Here is a 16,713-nt window from a genome sequence, read left to right on the forward strand (position 1 = left end):
GGTTTTTTATTTTGGAGGAGGAGATTGAATGGATAAGGTAATAAAAAGGCTGGTTGAACAGGTAGAGGATCGGAAGGATGAATTGGTTGATCTGCTAAAGAATCTGGTGCAATTTAAAACACCGGCACCGCCGGCCAGGAACACCGAGGAAGCCCAGCAGTATGTTGCTGCCTTTTTAAAGGAAAAAGGCTTTGAAATCGATCAATGGGATGTGTACCCGGGGGACCCGAATGTGGTTGGTGTACTGAAGGGGGCTGAATCAAGCAATCATAAAAGCTTGATCATCAATGGCCATATGGATGTGGCAGAAGTGAGTGATGATGAGGAATGGATGGCCGACCCATTTACGCCAATCGTTCAAGACGGTGCTGTCATTGGCAGGGGCACGGCCGATATGAAAGGAGGGTTGGCAGGAGCGCTATTTGCCATCCAGTTACTTCATGAAGCAGGCATTGAGCTCCCCGGTGACCTGACTTTTCAATCGGTCATTGGTGAGGAAGTGGGCGAAGCAGGAACTTTGGAATGCTGCAATCGGGGTTATAAAGCGGATTTTGCGGTTGTTGTCGATACGAGCGATTTAAAGATTCAAGGTCAAGGCGGAGTGATAACAGGCTGGATCACGGTGAAAAGCAAGCAAACCTTCCATGATGGGACAAGGAGAGAAATGATTCATGCAGGGGGACAGCTATTTGGGGCCAGTACGATTGAAAAAATGGCAAAAATCATCCAGGGCTTGCAGGAGCTTGAAAGGCATTGGGCTGTTACCAAAAGCTATCAGGGTTTCCCTCCTGGAACAAACACGATTAACCCGGCTGTCATTGAAGGGGGCAGACACCCCGCTTTCATTGCAGATGAATGCCGTTTATGGATAACGGTGCATTTTTATCCAAATGAGACCCATGAACAGGTGGCGAAGGAAGTCGAAGAACACATTCTCGCCATTGCACAGGCAGATCCATGGTTAAGAGAGAATCTCCCGGCTTTTGAATGGGGCGGTTCCTCCATGATCGTCGACCGCGGAGAGATTTTTCCATCCCTGGAGATTGACGGCGAACACCCGGCAGTACATACGTTAATGCATTCGCACGAAAGCATTTTAAAAGAAGGAGCAGAAGTCGGAGTCTCTACAACTGTCAATGATGGGGGGTGGTTTGGAGCCGCAGGGATTCCGGCCGCCATTTACGGACCAGGCACTCTCCGTGAAGCGCACTCCGTCAACGAGCAGCTATCCATTGACCAGCTTGTACAATTTACAAAGGTGATGGTAACGTTTATCTATCAATGGTGCCATACAAAAAAATAAATCGGGGGTTCAAAATTTCGTTTTAATGGCAGCCATTTCTGTAATTGGGAGGGGGATGATAAATGAGTAAAAACAGAGAAGAAATGGCTATTGAAATCAACAACTTGTTAGCTGAAAAGGCTGATTTTTGGAATATTAGTGATTTACAGGTTAATTATTTAAATGAAACTCTTAGCTTAAAATTAGTAAGTGTAAGTAATGCCGATATTCTAAAGACTTTTATAAAATTTGAACAGGTCTTATCCTTGTATATCCAGCAAGATTCAGAATTCAGGTTAAATGAATGGACAGAGACAGATCCCATGCTGCTTTCAGAGATAAGCTACCATCCAGATGGCTTTGGTTTTGTGAAAATTAAAAGCCTTGACCAAGAATTGACTGAAATCGAGAACATAAACTCCTCTACAAATTTCTACTTCCAGGTGAACAACAAGGACCACTTTTTTGTAGAGGCAAATTGTGTGACCATTAACGAAAAGACGTTCAGTAACTTGATTTGTGATGAAGAAAAGCTAAGAAACCCATATTAAGATCAACTGGATATTTGGATTAGAACTGTAAAAAAGGCATGCAATCTTGCTGCCTTTTTTTAGTTTGCTTATTGAGTTTACTATGAAGAGAAGGCCTGCTGCCATCGGTATCCCCAAAGAAACAGGAAGAATGACGATGTTAATAATCGATTGAAGACAAATATAAAGGAGAAAGAAGGCGGAAACCGTCCTCATAAAGCCGATGAAGACCCAAGCGAGGGAGTTGAAGGGAGGAAAAGGTCTTCATCAAGTCGATGAAGACCCAAGCGAGGAATGGAAGGGAGGAAACCGTCTTTCATCAAGCCGATGAAGACCCAAGCGGGGGAGTTGAAGGGAGGAAAAGGTCTTCATCAAGCCGATGAAGACCCAAGCGAGGAAATGAAAGGAGGAAATCGTCTTTCATCAGACCGATGAGACCCAAGCGGGGCAGAGAGGGGAGGAAAAGGTCTTTCATCAAGCCGATGAAGACTCAACTGAGGAATGGATGGGAGGAACCAAAAGAGTGAGAGGCTGGGACTATAGAAAATGACTGCCCTAACCCCATAAAAAATCCTTCATAATGCACATGAAGGACTAAATTGAAACAGAAGCTTTCCCTGGCCTCCTGAAGTGAAGGAGCCAAGCGTTTAGCCCTCTAACCTAGGGTGCTCCCAAGTCTTAGCGGGATAATAAGGGGAACCAAAACATACGGTCACAAGTTTGTGAAATCTCGTAATCAGGTTAATTTGATCGGAGTATTCAGCTTGTACGAATCCCGGTAGGATCTGTATTCGACAAATTGATTTCCCTTTGAGAATCCATCCAGCTGCAGGATCCGGGTAGAGTTGGTTTCCAGATAAAAAGATTCATCGGACAAATTTAAACGATAAAAAGTGTAGGATACTCCCAGCAGCTCTTTTTTTGTAACTTGTGTCTCGGGGTGTTTCTGGATGAAATCGGCCAGCTGCTGGACAGACGCGGAGGGAATATCCGCTATATTGTAATAGGTTTCTTTAATATTAGCTTTTATTTTGTTTACGGCAGAGAGTGCTTTTTCTTTCATTTTGTTTTTATTTTTGGCCAATGAAATCACTCCTATAGTATGAGGTAAGTTATTAAGCATAATTCCCAAGGGAGGGGAAAATAAACAAAAATATCGGAAGAGGCACCTTCATGAGATACAGAATTTTTAGATTCTGGCACCTTATAAATCTGCATATTTGGAGTGCCAGACCATATTTTTTAATAGTATATTAATTTTACATCCTATGTTTTTCCAGCATGGTCTTGTACAACGAATTTATGAAAGAAAATGGAGTGAGACAGTGAACAAAAGCTATGATGTCATTATTACAGGCGCAAGATGTGCGGGTTCTGCTTTGTCCATCTACCTGGCCAGGGCAGGTTTGAGGGTGCTGCTGCTGGACCGGGCTGCATTTCCAAGCGATACCTTGTCGACCAATACCTTTTTTAACAATACGGCAGCCATTTTGAGGGAGATCGGTGTAATGGACAGCCTGCTGGAAACCAATGTCACCCCGGTGAAAGCAATAAAATTCCAGTTTGAGGACAGAGTCATTGAAGGGCCTATCCCCGTGGTGGACGGCGAGGATACCGCCTATTGTATTCGGAGAACTTATCTTGATCATCTTTTGCTTCAGCATGCTAGATCCCATGATAATATCACGGTAATGGAAGAGTTTCGCGTCAAGGCTTTAGTGTACGATGGCGATGCAGTAGCCGGTGTAATCGGGGAGGATTCTTCGAGTACAGAACAAACGTATTCTGCTTCACTTGTTGTGGGTGCCGATGGGAGAAACTCGACTATACGCAGGCTTGCAAATAGCCAATTGAAGATTAGCTCCCCGTCGACTGTGGCCATCTACTTTGGGTATTTCTCGGGTTTCAAGCATGAAAACGATCCAAAATTTGAAGTTTATAAAAGAAAGGACAACATGGCGATTCTTTTTCCAACAAGTGATGATCTCTATGTTGTGGTGGCGAATTTCCCTCTGGAAAATAAGAGCTTGATAGACCTTTTTAAAAGAAACCCGGAAAACAGTATGAGGGAGCTGCTGACGGAACAGTTTTCCAACACCACGATTCCTGCCCGGCTAAAAGCAGCGAAACTCGCCGAGCCAATCAAGGGGCTGCTTGGGTATGACAACTACTGGTATGAAGGGATGGGCAAAGGCTGGGCACTTGTAGGGGATGCGATCTGCTTTAAAGATCCGGGGATGGCCCAGGGGATCCATGATGCCCTCTGCGGAGCGAAAATCCTTGCCGGTGTTTTAGCTGGGAATAAAGGCTGGAGCCGGCAGTGGGGGAGAGTTGCGGCCGACTATCAGCAAGCAATGGAGTCTGAGTTCATGGTCCGTTTTTATATGGGCTGTGAGCTTTCCAAAAATGAAATCATCACCGAACAGCAGGATGCTGTCAATAAACTGGTCTCCGCCCATCCTTCCGCCATCGAGAAGATGCTTGGAATCTATAACTACGCAAATGAACCTGCAGATTTTGAAAACGAACTGGTCAAGATCATGAACAGCCTGTCTTAACTTGGCATCCTTTTAGTCATCGCTTCTATCTGGCAGGACGCAGCCTGGCATTCTCTGAACAAGGAAGGAATCTGCAGCCTTTAAATATAATCAGCGATTCTTGTTCCATAACAATTTCGTGGAGCAAGAATCATTCTGGCTGCAGGGAGAGGAAACCCTCATGCAGCGGAAATGGAAGCAAGCGCCTACTGCTGGACATAAGGAATTTCGATCATAAATTTGGTGCCTGAACCATCGCTGGAGGCATGCATACTTCCACCATGGCTTTCAATAATTTTCCGGGAAACGGCCAGACCCAGTCCTGTGCCTTCATCCTTTGTTGAATAGAATGGTTCAAATATGTGAGTCAAAGCAGCACTGGAAATTCCTTTCCCATTATCACTGAAGATAAACTGAACGCTGGAGTCGACCCTGATTGCCTGGATGTTAATTTTGAGCGGGACATCTCTTTTGGCGTGCAGTGAATTTTGGAATAAATTAATGAACACCTGTAAAAGTTCTTCACGGCTGCACAGGATTTCGAGATTCTGGGCTGAAGGGTCTATTTCAATTTCAACATCCACATTGTACAGGAAGGATTCACTTTTAAGAAACTTATAGATATAATCCGTTATCAGCTGGTTAACGGGAATACTTTCGAATTTTGTTCTGGAAGGCTTTGAGATTCTTAAGAAATCAGAAATGATTTTATTTGCACGATCGATCTCGGGAATCAGTAAGCCGGAGAAAAGCTCAGAGATGTTGTCGTCTGTTTCCTTTTGAAGAAATTGCAAATATCCTCGCACCGTTGTCAGCGGATTTCTGATTTCGTGGGCAATACCCGCAGCAATACGGCCTGCAAGTGCGTCCTTTTCTGCCTCTTTTATCTTTTCCTCCATTGCATATCGGTCGGTAATGTCCCGGTACTGGCCAAATGCACCGATTAATTTATTGTTTTCATAGATGGGCTGGATATCAAATAAACAAACAATCTGGCTGCCGTCGTCGGCAGTGAATTTTAATTCTTCATTTTCAAACTTTTCTTCCCCTTCTAGGACTCTTTTATAATAACTTCCCGTTAACATTAAGTCATAGATACACTTGCCCAAAACGGAATTTCTGCTTTGCTTGGACAGTTCCTCTGCGTATTCGTTAAATTCGATGATGATTCCTTTTTCATTTGTGATCATAATTCCATTTCTTGTCCTGCTGATCAAAATTTGATTGAGAATATTGAGCTGCCGGTTTTGTTTTCTAAGAAGCAATTCTCTTTCAATCGTCTCAACCGTCTGAGACAGCATGTTCAGCAGCAATGGATTGCGAAACATGATGGGAGTCATGATGCAGACCGATCCCAGCAAGGAACTTTCATCTTTATAATAAAAAGGGGCTCCATAGCAAGCTATTTCAAAAAGAGACGTATGATAGTGCTCTTCGCCTATAATGCTGATGGGGTGCCCTTGCTCAAGGGCCAGGCTAATGACATTGGTGCCTGTATCTTCAGTCGCAAACAAACCTCCGATCTTAATCCCGAGTGTTTCCACGGTCGATTTGATTAATTCATTTCCCGTGATTTCCAGCAAGTATCCTTCCGCATCGCTTATCGTGATCAAAATAGGGGCTTCCAGCGAACCTGCCAGCTTATTTGAGAAATAACTGACCACAGATAAAATCTCGCTGTATTCCTTTCGTTTCATCTCTATTTTTTCATCCGTCAAAAACCGTTTTGGACGGGCCAATTCATTTGGATCCATTCCCATTTCCCTGCATATCTGTTTTGATCGGGTAATGTAAAGTGGCTCTGTCTCCCTCATCTATCTTTCACCTACGCTCTCGAAACTACAATATGACTATTTTAATCATTATTGGATGAAAGTTCTATAGAAATTACTAGAAATAGAGGGCAGCAGCCATCCTTTTTATCTCTCAATTACACATCAGGGACGGGGCAGTTTTTGGAAGCCCGAGCCCGCTGTCCCAGCTTTAGCAGTCATATAAGCCAAGGGATACGGTGGGGGACGCAATAAACATCTTTAAATGAATTTATTTATAGTAGATGTGGACCTGGTTACGGTGAAGTGAAAGGAGCGAAGAAATACTTAGGGAGAGGGGGAGACCAAGCCGGTGCATAAAGAGCCAAGAAAGCGTGCGTCCCGCCTCCATTCTCTCAGAATAAAAGAAAAGACTGCAGACAAGCCCGATTTTCTTCAAGTATGTCTGCAGTCTGGTCCCCTGGGTAAAGCTCTCTGAAAAGATATTGACCAAACATGTGGTTATTTGGTCAAGTGTACAGCTGGCTGAAAGGGGGCTTGCTAATAAGCTGTCCGATATGACTTCTCTTTATAGTACAGCACCTCATTGGTACCCTGAGGCTCTTTTCCGTAGAATTCCCTGGCTCTATAGGCGTGCACCTGTTCATAGGCAATCTGCATTCTATCGAACACCCAGCACTCGGAGCGAGGAGAGGAGGACCAGTATAGGATATTCATTTCGTTTAGCTCGTTCGTCACTGCATGGATTCTCTTATATTCAATCCCTTCTGCTTTCTTGAAGCCATTCCGTTCATAAAACCTTAGCCTTTTGCTGGTATCCGGGACACTTGTATCTACCGGGTCTACCTCCAGGATAATCGGTTTATTTTTCCGTTTCAGAACATCCATTATTTTGCTGCCAAGCCCTTTTCCACGAGAAAGATTTGTAATCAGTATGTAGTCGATGAAAATAAAATCCTCTTTTTCAAGATAGACGAGGACATGATGAGGACCTTCCTCTTTCACATAGATTCCCTCTTTATCTTTAAAAAGTGTTTTCATATGCTCCTGTGATTTCATTTCGTTTGCCGGAAAATAGTCCGTCAGTTTTTGATACCACTTTTCCATGGAATTTTGGGCTCCTTTGTGAAGTTATCTGACAACTATTTCTCTATATACCTAAATTTTTTAGTAAATAAACCAAATATTAGCAAAAAGCTAGTTTAGCTGCAGAAAAAAATGGAAATAGATTAGGGGTTACCATTCTATAAAACTATTGATGAGGCGGGAGAGCATATGGGGACAAATGAGAAAAGGATTGCATTGTTGGGCTGGAGCCTGCAGGCCATTGAGGCTGCGGATAAATTGAATAAGCCTTTCGTGGTGGTGGGTCCGCCAGATTACCAGGAATTTGCCGATAAAAATGAGATAACATTCGTTCCCTGGAAGTTTGAACGAATTAATGAAAAATCGGATGAACTCTATCGGCAGCTTGATTCATTGAATGTGAAGACAGCGGTTCCAATTTACGAAGAAACCGTCGAGTGGGCGGGAGCCCTGAATGCACGCTTGATGAATGACCCACGTATTTTTAACCGTTCACTGCTTTTAAGAGATAAAGGGCTGATGAAGCGCAAAGCCCAGATGGCCGGTATCCGGGTTGGTGTTTTCGAAGAGGCTTATTCAAAGGAAGATGTACATAGGTTTTTGAAGCGTGTCAATGAAGCGTTGATCAAGATTGACGGCGACTTGAATGACCCGATTCATGTGAAGCCGCTAAACAAGGCAGGTGCTGTGGGGCACAGGATGATAACGGAGTCGCGTGAAATCGATGAAATGGAAGACCAGGAGTTTCCATGTCTGATGGAAAGCCACCTCGATGGCCAGGAGTTTTCCTGCGAGGCCTTTATCCATGATGGAAAAGTTCAATTCTTAAATATAACGGAATACGTGCAGCTGGGGCACTCGAATTTTGTTCCCGCCTCCCCTTCTCTAGAGGAATGGAGACCGATGATTAAAGACGAAATAGAAAAGCTTGTTGATGCTTTTGAGATAAAATATGGAGTCATCCACCCAGAATATTTTATTTCAGCGGACGGCAAGCTGCATTTTGGTGAAGTGGCAGCAAGGGTTCCCGGAGGGCATATCTTTGAACTGATTGAAAAAGCATATGGCTTCAGTGCGTTCCAGGCTCAGATTCTGTGCAGTGATCCTGACACGACAGAGGAGGAACTCAGAGCCTTTTTCCCTGAAGAGGTCACTTCCGCCATCGGCTATGCAGCCAGCCTGATGGTCTATCCAAAGGTTAATGTGATTGAGAAATTAAATGTACCCGAGAAGCTTAAAAATGATCCTTATTTTGAAAAACATGACATGTTCATCCCGGTAAATTCCAAAGTAGCTGAAAGGGTCGGGTTCGGGAACCACTATGGAACCATCTTCTTTTTCGGGGATGACAGCGAACGAATCCGGTCTTTGTTAAAAGAATACCAGGAATATGATTTCTATCTATAAGGTTGATCTAGGGAGGAAAAAGGCTTGAGCGGAACAATAGAATTATATAAGCAAAAATTTGAGAATGCCCTTCATGCACTTGAGCAGGCGAAGCCTTTTGCGAAAAGTATGTACCAGACAAATGTATTTCAAACGGCAATCGATCTAGCAGCAAATGAACAGGGGCTTCACTTTTTGTATGAACAGGCTTCACGGTTTGATGGGGCCGGTGTTTTTAACGGAGGTCCATGGGAGGACCCTTCGAAAATGCAGCCCCCGCTTGTAGGCGGGTCGCTTAAGCTTAAGGGAGTAAACTCTATTGTCGAACTGTTGAGCGAACTGCGGATCCTCGCAATTGCAAAGGGAGATTATGACCACGAAGCAATCTCTCCAGAGGAAGCCAGGTCGTTTTTAAACGAGGTATTGGCCCTGAATCTTGATTTGCTGTTTCCTCCAGAAACAGAAGAAGCACGGCTCGATACTGGCGAGCATATTGAAAGGGCGCAAAGATTGTTCCGGTTCCTTGGCGACGAGTTATCGTTCAATGCGATTGCCGGTAAAATTGTCAGTGAAATTGACCGGCTTGCCGTCCAAAGGCCGATCATGACCAACCGGATTGAAAAAATGATCCAGATGGCACGGCATATGATGGAAGCCGATATTGATGAGAATCAGAAATCAGCACTTGCTGGATATACAAGGGCGCTAACCTTTCCTTCACCCTTAAGCAGGGAATATCAGTCACTCAGGGATTATCGGATCAAATTAAAGGACTTGGCATCAGAAGACCTGAAAAAAGAGGCGGAAGCTTTTGCGGAGTCAATGATTTCGACCGGGCTGGTTTCCCCTCATCACGCCGTTTTCGTCCGGTTTATCAACAGGGCTGAAGCGGATTTATTAACGATTGCCCTGGAGCTGGATGAAACTGGTACGGCCGGCTACAACGCCAATCGGGAGCTCGTGCGTGATCTCATCCAGATTTCCATCTGGCCGGAAACACGCCAGTCGATCTATGGACTGGGCAGAATGCTGAACCGCGGCGTCCTGACACAGGATCATCTTTTGCCGTCCATTCGGCGCCTGTTTGAATTGAATATCCATCCAGACGTAAAAAAGGCGCTGATGAAACCAGAATTCGAACAGAATGGAATGACAGCGAATGGAGTATTATTGGCGGGAACGATCAGTGTACTGGGGCAGCCTCTCGGAGTTGGACAAGGCTTGAACCCAACCTGCCAGTCCGCCCGGGCCATCAGCCTATGGTCACAGCACGGAACCGGCCAATTGCTGGAGTACATTGCCAGAGCGGCCAGGGATAACGATATTGATATAACCTTTGAAGGGGAGACCATCCATTCAAGCAGTGTGGAAGGAGGGGTGGCGGACGAGATCCATCAGGAATTGGATTCGGTGTCCGTGGTCCTGGTCCCGCATCTTGATAAAATATATAATGAAATGATGAAAAAAACACTGCTGCGTGGCGAGGATGGACATAAATGGGTCAACCCTGAATTTTACGGAGAATGGATTCCAAAGGGATTTTCCAATGTGATTGATCCGCTGACCCTGGGTGTGAAGAATTATGGCTCGTTTGTCCGGTTATTTTATGCGACTCACCATCCGGATTTTAACGAAGGGTACGAATTGATTTATCCCAACCCTGTAGGCATCTTCATTACGAATGTGCATGGCAAGCTGCTTGGACTGCATGCTGTATCCATCCAAAGGATTGAAAAGGATCAAGCAGGGGAGTACCGGATCTATTTTTATAATCCTAATAATGACAGCGGACAGAACTGGGGACAAGGCATCGAGCCTTCCGTGCAGGGAAACGGAGAGGCAGAAGGCGAATCCTCGCTTCCTTTCCAGGAATTTGTCTCAAGAATGTACGCTTTCCACTACAATCCATATGAGCAGGGGGAGTTATTTTTAGTGGATGATTCTCTTGTGGAAGAAGCGGAGCAATTAGCGAAAGATAGCTGGGGCAAGGATTACACCTGGCTGTAATAGAACGGCGGAAAACGGACTTGAAAGGATGTTGCAAAACGATCCTTTTGAGTCCGTTTTTACATTAGCCAATAGTTTGAATAATTAAAAAAGTTGTATCCTTCCTAATGTTTGGCAAGTATGATAAAGTAAATACTTTTGGAAGGAAGCAGAGAATGGGTTTATTTAATGAGTTAAGCTGTTATGGGAAGCTGATGGATGCCCTGGTGCGCATAAAGAGCGGCGACTTTCAGTCAATGGAAACCGGCAGAATGCAATTTTTAGACGAGGCAGCACCGCTGCTGTCCACTGAACCTGGTCTCGATACCCTGATGCTTCTTGCGCCGCATCTTGATGAATCCTTGCTGTTTCTTGGCCGGCCATGGGAAAACCCTTCAGCCTTAAATCCTTCCCTCGTTCATGGAACGCTTAAAGCTGGCGGCCGTTCTTTTGTCTTTGAAGCATTAAGCAATCTAAGGATGCTTTCGATTGCCCTGGGACAGTACAAAGTGAATAACGTAAGTCCTTTTGCAGCTAAAAAGTTCCTGAATGAAGCGGTTGCCCAGAACATCGACTGCCTGTTTCCGACCGAAACGGAAGAGGCACGCATAAAAGGAAATGAAAACGAAGGCAAGATTGCCCTTCTATATAACTACCTGTTAAAACATTTATCACCGCTTGGCCTGCTGGATAAAATGCTCCAGGAAATCGAGAAACTGACGGTCCAGCGTCCAATCATGACGGATAAAATTGTGACATTGATTCACTCAGGCATAAAGCTTTGCGAGCAAATGAATGGCATGCCAGGCGAATTCCAGGTTTTTGCAAGGGCAGTCCGTACTGATGTTCCGGTATGGGGGAAACTTTCGGAACAAAAATTGAATCTTGCTTGCAGGGAAATGGGGGAGGAGATGCAGGCTACCGGGCTGGTGTCCACCCGGCATTGTCATCTGATCCAGTTCCTGAACAAAGAAAATCCCGATTTGCTCCCGGCAGCATTTGGGCTTAACGAGACAGGAGAACAGCGGTTTCGCTCCTGTCAAAAAGAAATTAGCCTTCTCATTGATACTTCGATAAGGACTGGTACCAGGCAGGGGATCTATGGACTTGCTTGTCTAATGGACCGTCCCGATTTCCAGGATGCACTCGTTTACACCCTTTGCAAGTTGCTCGATAACCAGCCATGCAGGAAAATCGCTTCACGGATAAAGGATGTGTATTCCTGCGGGGAAGAGATGGTTCAGCCATTCATCCTAACAGGGATGATTCAGCTTTTGGGGCTGCCGCTGGGAGTTGGCCAGGGATATAATCCAACTTGCCAGTCCACCAGGGCATTAAGCTACTGGTCCCAAAAGAACCCGTTATTTTTAATGGACCGATATATCGAGACGATCACAAAGGGGTATCTTGAGCTCGAATTTGAGGGGAAACCTATAAGTTCGCTGTACCTTAGCCCTGGGGAGCTGAATAACAGTATACCGCTGGACCCTGTATCTGTTGTCATCATTCCGCACCTTCATGCTATTTATACCGAAATGATCAATCGTGCAATCGGCCGGGCAGAGGATGTCCATAAATGGATTAATCCTGCATATTATCATCAGGGAGTTCTCGAAGGATTTGCACAGCGGGAAAAGCGCCCGGATTTTGATCTTCTTTTCACCAGCTATTATTACCCCGGGAACAATTTCCTGGAAGCATGGCTTCCCCAGCCCGCGGGCATCATCATTTATGATTCGAAAGGTGAGCCCCTTGGTGCCCATGCGATTTTAATCCAGAGAATTGCCAAGGATCAGGACGGCCATAGTCGGGTATATTTCTATAACCCCAATAATGACAGCAAGCAGACCTGGGGAAAGGATATGGTGACAAGCGTCGCAGGGAACGGGGAAAAGCCTGGAGAGGCCTCATTGCCCTTTGGACAGTTCCTGACCTGTCTTTACGCATTCCACTATCCGCTGTAAAAATGGAACGTCAACGAAGATAAATATTTCTGCTGCCGGGAAGCGAATGAACATCAGGGACTTCGCTCCCCGGTTTTAATTTTTAACTCCATTCCCCCTCACAAAACCCCATGTCAAACAGTTCCTCAAAATACAGGACCTCAAATTTTTTCATCAAAATTCCAAAGTAATAAGAAATTGGATTCCGCACGCTTCCTGCTTTCAGTTTGCTGATCATTTGCTTGAAAGAGGGAATGGCAGTATCAACGACCTTCTCCAAGTCGTTCTCATAATTGTTGCGATAGGCTGCAATCCTCGCCATTTTCCAGTATTCCTCAATGATTCTTACCTCTGGAAAAAAGTATGCAACAGCCTGTTTAAACGGGACAGGGATCCGGTCACTGGTAAAAGTGTCGTCTAATGTATCAGGTTGCTTAACCTCAAAATTTCCAGTTGTGTCAGTATGGACATTTTCTTTACGTTTATTATTTTCTTGATTCTTAGTTTTAGGAAGACTGATAGTTTTATTAGGGTGGTTCAGCTTTTCCTCTTTAGGTGGTTCACTGGCAGGAAAACGATTAAATACATAAAGATTGCTGGATTGAGATCCATTTTTTCTTTCCGTTTCATGCACCGTCAGGATTCCAAGTGAAATTGCACGCTGAATCATTCTTTTAAAAGTAGACCGGGAAATCCCGTTGCCTGCATATTCTTCATGAATCGCTTTTAACATCGTGCCGATTTTGGCATTGCAGACACCTGGCTTTTTTGCAGCGAAACGAGCTAACCGCTTCAAGCCGACCAGTTCTCCTTTAGAAAACTCGTACTTATAAACTGCCAGCCACAATTCCATATGGGTGTTGAATTCCTTAAGTGAGGCAAAATGTGAATAGTGTTCGAACTGGTCAATGATACCCGATTTGATTTTCATTTTTTTGCACCATCCTTTCACTCTCTATATAGGAATGGAAGCGGAATTTGGACAGGGGGTGAGCTTGAAAATTGTGAAAGAAATATGAACTTGCAAAATTCATAACCAATGTGGCTCTCTATTATTTTCCTTAATCCCTCAATGATGTTTCGGGTCTAGAAATAAAATTTCAGTATGATAAGATAAAAATGGGAAAATAAAATCTAGTATTCTTATTTATGCATTGGAGCGAACTGTATGGAAGTATGGAAACGAAATTTATTGGTTCTGTGGTTTGGTGTCTTTTTTACATCAGCAAGTTTTTCAATGGTGATTCCTTTCCTGCCCATCTTTCTGCCGCAAATTGGAGTAGAACACCATATTGAGATGTGGTCGGGGTTATTGTTCAGTGCTGCATTCTTTGCGGGAGCGATTGCTTCGCCGTTCTGGGGAAGGATTGCTGACAAATATGGCAGAAAGCCAACAATTATCAGAGCTGGTTCGTTTCTGTTCATCATCTATACCTTATCGGCTTTTGTTACCAATCCCTATCAGCTCCTGGCACTCAGGATTGCGCAAGGACTGCTGACAGGTTTTATTCCCGGCGCCATCGCGCTGATTGGGACAAACACTCCAGGTAAAAAAGTAGGTTATGCCTTGTCCATGATTTCGACTGCCTCCGCCTCCGGAGGAATCGTTGGACCACTCCTGGGAGGGATACTGGCTGAATGGGTAGGAAACAGGATGGCATTCGCCAGTGCGGGGATCATCGTGCTGATTTCCACGGTTTTGATTATCCTGTTTGTCAAGGAAGAGAACTTCAAGCCAAGCAAAGAACCCGGCTCTGTAAAAAAAGACCTGAAAACCGCGAGACTCAACACCCCGTTCATGATGGTCCTCGTCTTAACGGTGGTTACTTCAACTTCCATTATGACGATCGAACCGATCTTGCCGTTATATATTGTGGAGCTGGGGAGCTCGTCGGATAAAGCGGCAATGCTCGCCGGATTTGTGTTTGCATTGCCTGGAATCGCAAGTGCAATATTTGCTCCCTTCTGGGGAAAATGGGCGGACAAGGCTGGCTTTCACCGTGTCCTGGTCATCGGTCTCCTGGGCGGGGGACTCGGAACACTGTCTCAGATCGTATTCAGCAATATAGTAGGCTTTTCCATAGCCCGCTTTGCTTTCGGCATCTTCTTCTGTGCCGTCTTCCCCGCATTAAACGGTCTGATTGTAAAATTTACTCAGGAGGATTTCAGAGGGAGGGCGTTTAGCCTGAACCAGACGGCCACTCAAGTTGGCGGAATGATCGGGCCGATCGCTGGCGGCTTGATCGGGGGGATTTTTCCAGCTCAAACCGTGTTTGCTTTGACTGGAATCCTGCTTTTGGGAGCTGGCGGACTGGCTTATCGGAGGGCAAATGCGTTTAACCCTGTGATAAAAAGGCACGCGCTTCAAGGAAAATAATATAATTGGCCGGAGCCTGACGCCTTCTATGGGTGTCAGGCTTTTTTTTGCGGATATGACAGCGCTTCAAAAACGTTACTACAATGTTCACAGGAGAAGCGGGGGTTTTACGGTAAAATGAATGTATTCATAGAATTGTGAATGTGTTCACAAATAATAATTATAAACCAGCATATGGGGTGAAAGGAAAATGGCCGAACTCTCTTTTAGTGCCTTGCTTATTCGATTCCTTTTAGGAGGAGGCGCTGTTGTTGTCTCAACGGTTGTAGCCCGGAAATTGGGAGAGAAAGCAGGCGGAATCTTTGCCGCTTTTCCTGCCGTTTATTTAGCAGCTTTACTGACAGCTAGCCTTGATTTTGGCGGAAACGAGCTGATCTCTCACTCGATTCTCTTATCGAAAGGGGCAATCGTCGGGATGAGCATCAATATTTTGGTTGCCATTCTTGCAGGACAGCTCCTGCCTAAGCTGGGCTGGAAACGGGGTCTAGTGAACGCAATCGGATTTTGGTTTGCACTGTCAATCGTAGCTGTACTGATCACACATTAGGAAGGGGCGTTTAAATGATGAAAGATTTGCTGATCCGTTTTCTATTGGGCGGTGCTGCCGTCATGATGAGCTATATGGTAACCGTGATATCCCCGTGGAGACTCCTTGCCGGCATATTTGCCGCATTTCCAGCTGTCATGATCACGGCAGTATTAATGATGGGGATTGCGTCCGGATCCTTAAATGCCGCTAAAATTGCAAATGGATCCGTCTATGGAATGATCGGAGGATTTGTTTGTGTCGCAACGGTCTGGACGGTATTGCTGCTTAGCCATAACTGGCTGTTCAGCATCCTGATGGGAGTAGTATTGTGGCTGGGAAGTTCGATTACGGTATCTGCTCTCAGAGAACGGCAGCTGAATCACAATGGGATATGAAAAGGAAGGAGCCTGGGATATTGGGTTCTTCCTTTTGTTTTTGTAAAAGGCTGTTTTCGTAGGATTGTTGCTAACCATACAAAAGGGATTTACTATACTTGTGCTATCATTAAATAAAATTTTTTCATCAACAACGGGAGGCTAGTTTAATAGGTTTCGCTGTTTATAAGCCTCTGACGGGATTCGAACCCGCACTCCTTTCGTAAGCATAGGCTAGGGGAGAACACGCTTCCCTACGGAATCTCACCGACAGGAATTTCACCTGTCTCAGCTAATTTGCTTTTCGGTGCTTCTGAAACCCTTGCCTTGCGACCCGGTTCTACACTGTTTTCCGGCGCTCTTCCCTTCTAGAGCTACAGAGGCGTTTTAATAAATTTTATATGAATGGTTGTAAGTAACTATTCATATATTCTTCTATTTTTTCTATTAAGCATAATAGATCGTACGAAATAATGATACATTGAACCGTAATGTGTTCTGTTATTACATAAACGGAAATTAGTTGAATAATAAAACAATAGAACTGATTCATGCCAAAAAACGCCCCTTTATTGGGGCGTTTACTAAAAAGTTACTTCTTATACCTCTTTATAAGTTCACAACATGGATTATTTAAATCACTACCACAATTGTATTCTTCAACTATAGTTTCACTCACATTGGATTCTGTTACTGGATAATAATTTTCAACTCTAATGATATTTTTTTCTATATTTTCAATGTGAGTAGGATGAACACGTCTAATAGTACGGTTATTTGTCGTTGTTTTTACAATCTTTTTAACAGGAGAATACTCCGTCTCTACTTTTTTATCCTTACATAAACCACAAGAACAAGTTACCTTTCCTCTCTTCCTCATAATTATCCCTCCTTTGCGTAGTAATTTTCTC

The 16,713-nt window shown here is 44.5% G+C and carries 14 protein-coding genes; 9 read left to right on the forward strand and 5 right to left on the reverse strand.

Annotation, left to right across the window (positions count from 1 at the left end):
* Window positions 1–28 precede the first annotated feature (28 nt).
* Both EV146_RS18665 and EV146_RS18670 read left to right on the forward strand, forming a co-directional pair.
* Window positions 29–1,303: an acetylornithine deacetylase gene (locus EV146_RS18665; RefSeq protein ID WP_132009369.1), complete on the forward strand. Its 1,275-nt coding sequence runs from the start codon at window positions 29–31 to the stop codon at window positions 1,301–1,303.
* 62 nt (window positions 1,304–1,365) lie between these two features.
* On the forward strand, window positions 1,366–1,833 hold the full coding sequence (locus tag EV146_RS18670) for a YxiG family protein (RefSeq protein WP_132009372.1): 468 nt from the start codon (window positions 1,366–1,368) through the stop codon (window positions 1,831–1,833).
* A gap of 715 nt (window positions 1,834–2,548) precedes the next feature.
* Here EV146_RS18670 and EV146_RS18675 read toward each other — a convergent pair.
* Window positions 2,549–2,896, reverse strand: a complete 348-nt coding sequence (locus EV146_RS18675; RefSeq protein ID WP_241993958.1) for a hypothetical protein — start codon at window positions 2,894–2,896, stop codon at window positions 2,549–2,551.
* Between the two features lie 241 nt (window positions 2,897–3,137).
* On the opposite strand from EV146_RS18675, the gene EV146_RS18680 reads away from it, so the two are divergent.
* Window positions 3,138–4,370: an NAD(P)/FAD-dependent oxidoreductase gene (locus EV146_RS18680; protein ID WP_132009378.1), complete on the forward strand. Its 1,233-nt coding sequence runs from the start codon at window positions 3,138–3,140 to the stop codon at window positions 4,368–4,370.
* A gap of 185 nt (window positions 4,371–4,555) precedes the next feature.
* Here the strand turns inward: EV146_RS18680 and EV146_RS18685 are convergent, their stop codons facing one another.
* Together EV146_RS18685 and EV146_RS18690 are read right to left on the reverse strand one after the other, a co-directional pair.
* Window positions 4,556–6,163: an ATP-binding protein gene (locus EV146_RS18685; protein ID WP_132009381.1), complete on the reverse strand. Its 1,608-nt coding sequence runs from the start codon at window positions 6,161–6,163 to the stop codon at window positions 4,556–4,558.
* A gap of 498 nt (window positions 6,164–6,661) precedes the next feature.
* The gene (locus tag EV146_RS18690) at window positions 6,662–7,228 is read right to left on the reverse strand and encodes a GNAT family N-acetyltransferase (RefSeq protein WP_132009384.1); all 567 of its coding nucleotides are present in this window, start codon (window positions 7,226–7,228) and stop codon (window positions 6,662–6,664) included.
* 168 nt (window positions 7,229–7,396) lie between these two features.
* On the opposite strand from EV146_RS18690, the gene EV146_RS18695 reads away from it, so the two are divergent.
* The 3 genes from EV146_RS18695 (at window position 7,397) to EV146_RS18705 (ending at window position 12,543) form a co-directional block, all read left to right on the forward strand.
* The gene (locus EV146_RS18695; protein WP_132009387.1) at window positions 7,397–8,614 is read left to right on the forward strand and encodes an ATP-grasp domain-containing protein; all 1,218 of its coding nucleotides are present in this window, start codon (window positions 7,397–7,399) and stop codon (window positions 8,612–8,614) included.
* 24 nt (window positions 8,615–8,638) lie between these two features.
* A complete protein-coding gene (locus EV146_RS18700) occupies window positions 8,639–10,600 on the forward strand; it encodes a hypothetical protein (protein WP_132009390.1) in 1,962 nt (653 codons plus the stop codon).
* 155 nt (window positions 10,601–10,755) lie between these two features.
* Window positions 10,756–12,543: a hypothetical protein gene (locus EV146_RS18705; RefSeq protein ID WP_132009393.1), complete on the forward strand. Its 1,788-nt coding sequence runs from the start codon at window positions 10,756–10,758 to the stop codon at window positions 12,541–12,543.
* A gap of 82 nt (window positions 12,544–12,625) precedes the next feature.
* Here the strand turns inward: EV146_RS18705 and EV146_RS18710 are convergent, their stop codons facing one another.
* Window positions 12,626–13,453, reverse strand: a complete 828-nt coding sequence (locus EV146_RS18710; protein WP_132009396.1) for a hypothetical protein — start codon at window positions 13,451–13,453, stop codon at window positions 12,626–12,628.
* 237 nt (window positions 13,454–13,690) lie between these two features.
* Here EV146_RS18710 and EV146_RS18715 point away from each other — a divergent pair, with 237 nt between their 5' ends.
* From EV146_RS18715 to EV146_RS18725, 3 genes are all read left to right on the forward strand, one after another.
* Entirely contained in the window at window positions 13,691–14,899 is a 1,209-nt protein-coding gene (locus EV146_RS18715) for an MFS transporter (protein WP_132009399.1), read from the forward strand.
* A 190-nt stretch (window positions 14,900–15,089) separates the two neighbouring features.
* The gene (locus EV146_RS18720) at window positions 15,090–15,446 is read left to right on the forward strand and encodes a DUF3147 family protein (protein ID WP_121613590.1); all 357 of its coding nucleotides are present in this window, start codon (window positions 15,090–15,092) and stop codon (window positions 15,444–15,446) included.
* A gap of 14 nt (window positions 15,447–15,460) precedes the next feature.
* Window positions 15,461–15,823 (forward strand): DUF3147 family protein, encoded by a 363-nt coding sequence (locus EV146_RS18725; protein WP_241993959.1) that lies wholly within the window; start codon window positions 15,461–15,463, stop codon window positions 15,821–15,823.
* A gap of 571 nt (window positions 15,824–16,394) precedes the next feature.
* Here EV146_RS18725 and EV146_RS18730 read toward each other — a convergent pair.
* A complete protein-coding gene (locus EV146_RS18730) occupies window positions 16,395–16,682 on the reverse strand; it encodes a CotD family spore coat protein (RefSeq protein ID WP_132009401.1) in 288 nt (95 codons plus the stop codon).
* Between the last annotated feature and the right edge of the window lie 31 nt (window positions 16,683–16,713).

The sequence above is a fragment of the Mesobacillus foraminis genome (assembly GCF_004340465.1).
GTDB lineage: Bacteria > Bacillota > Bacilli > Bacillales > Cytobacillaceae > Mesobacillus_B > Mesobacillus_B foraminis.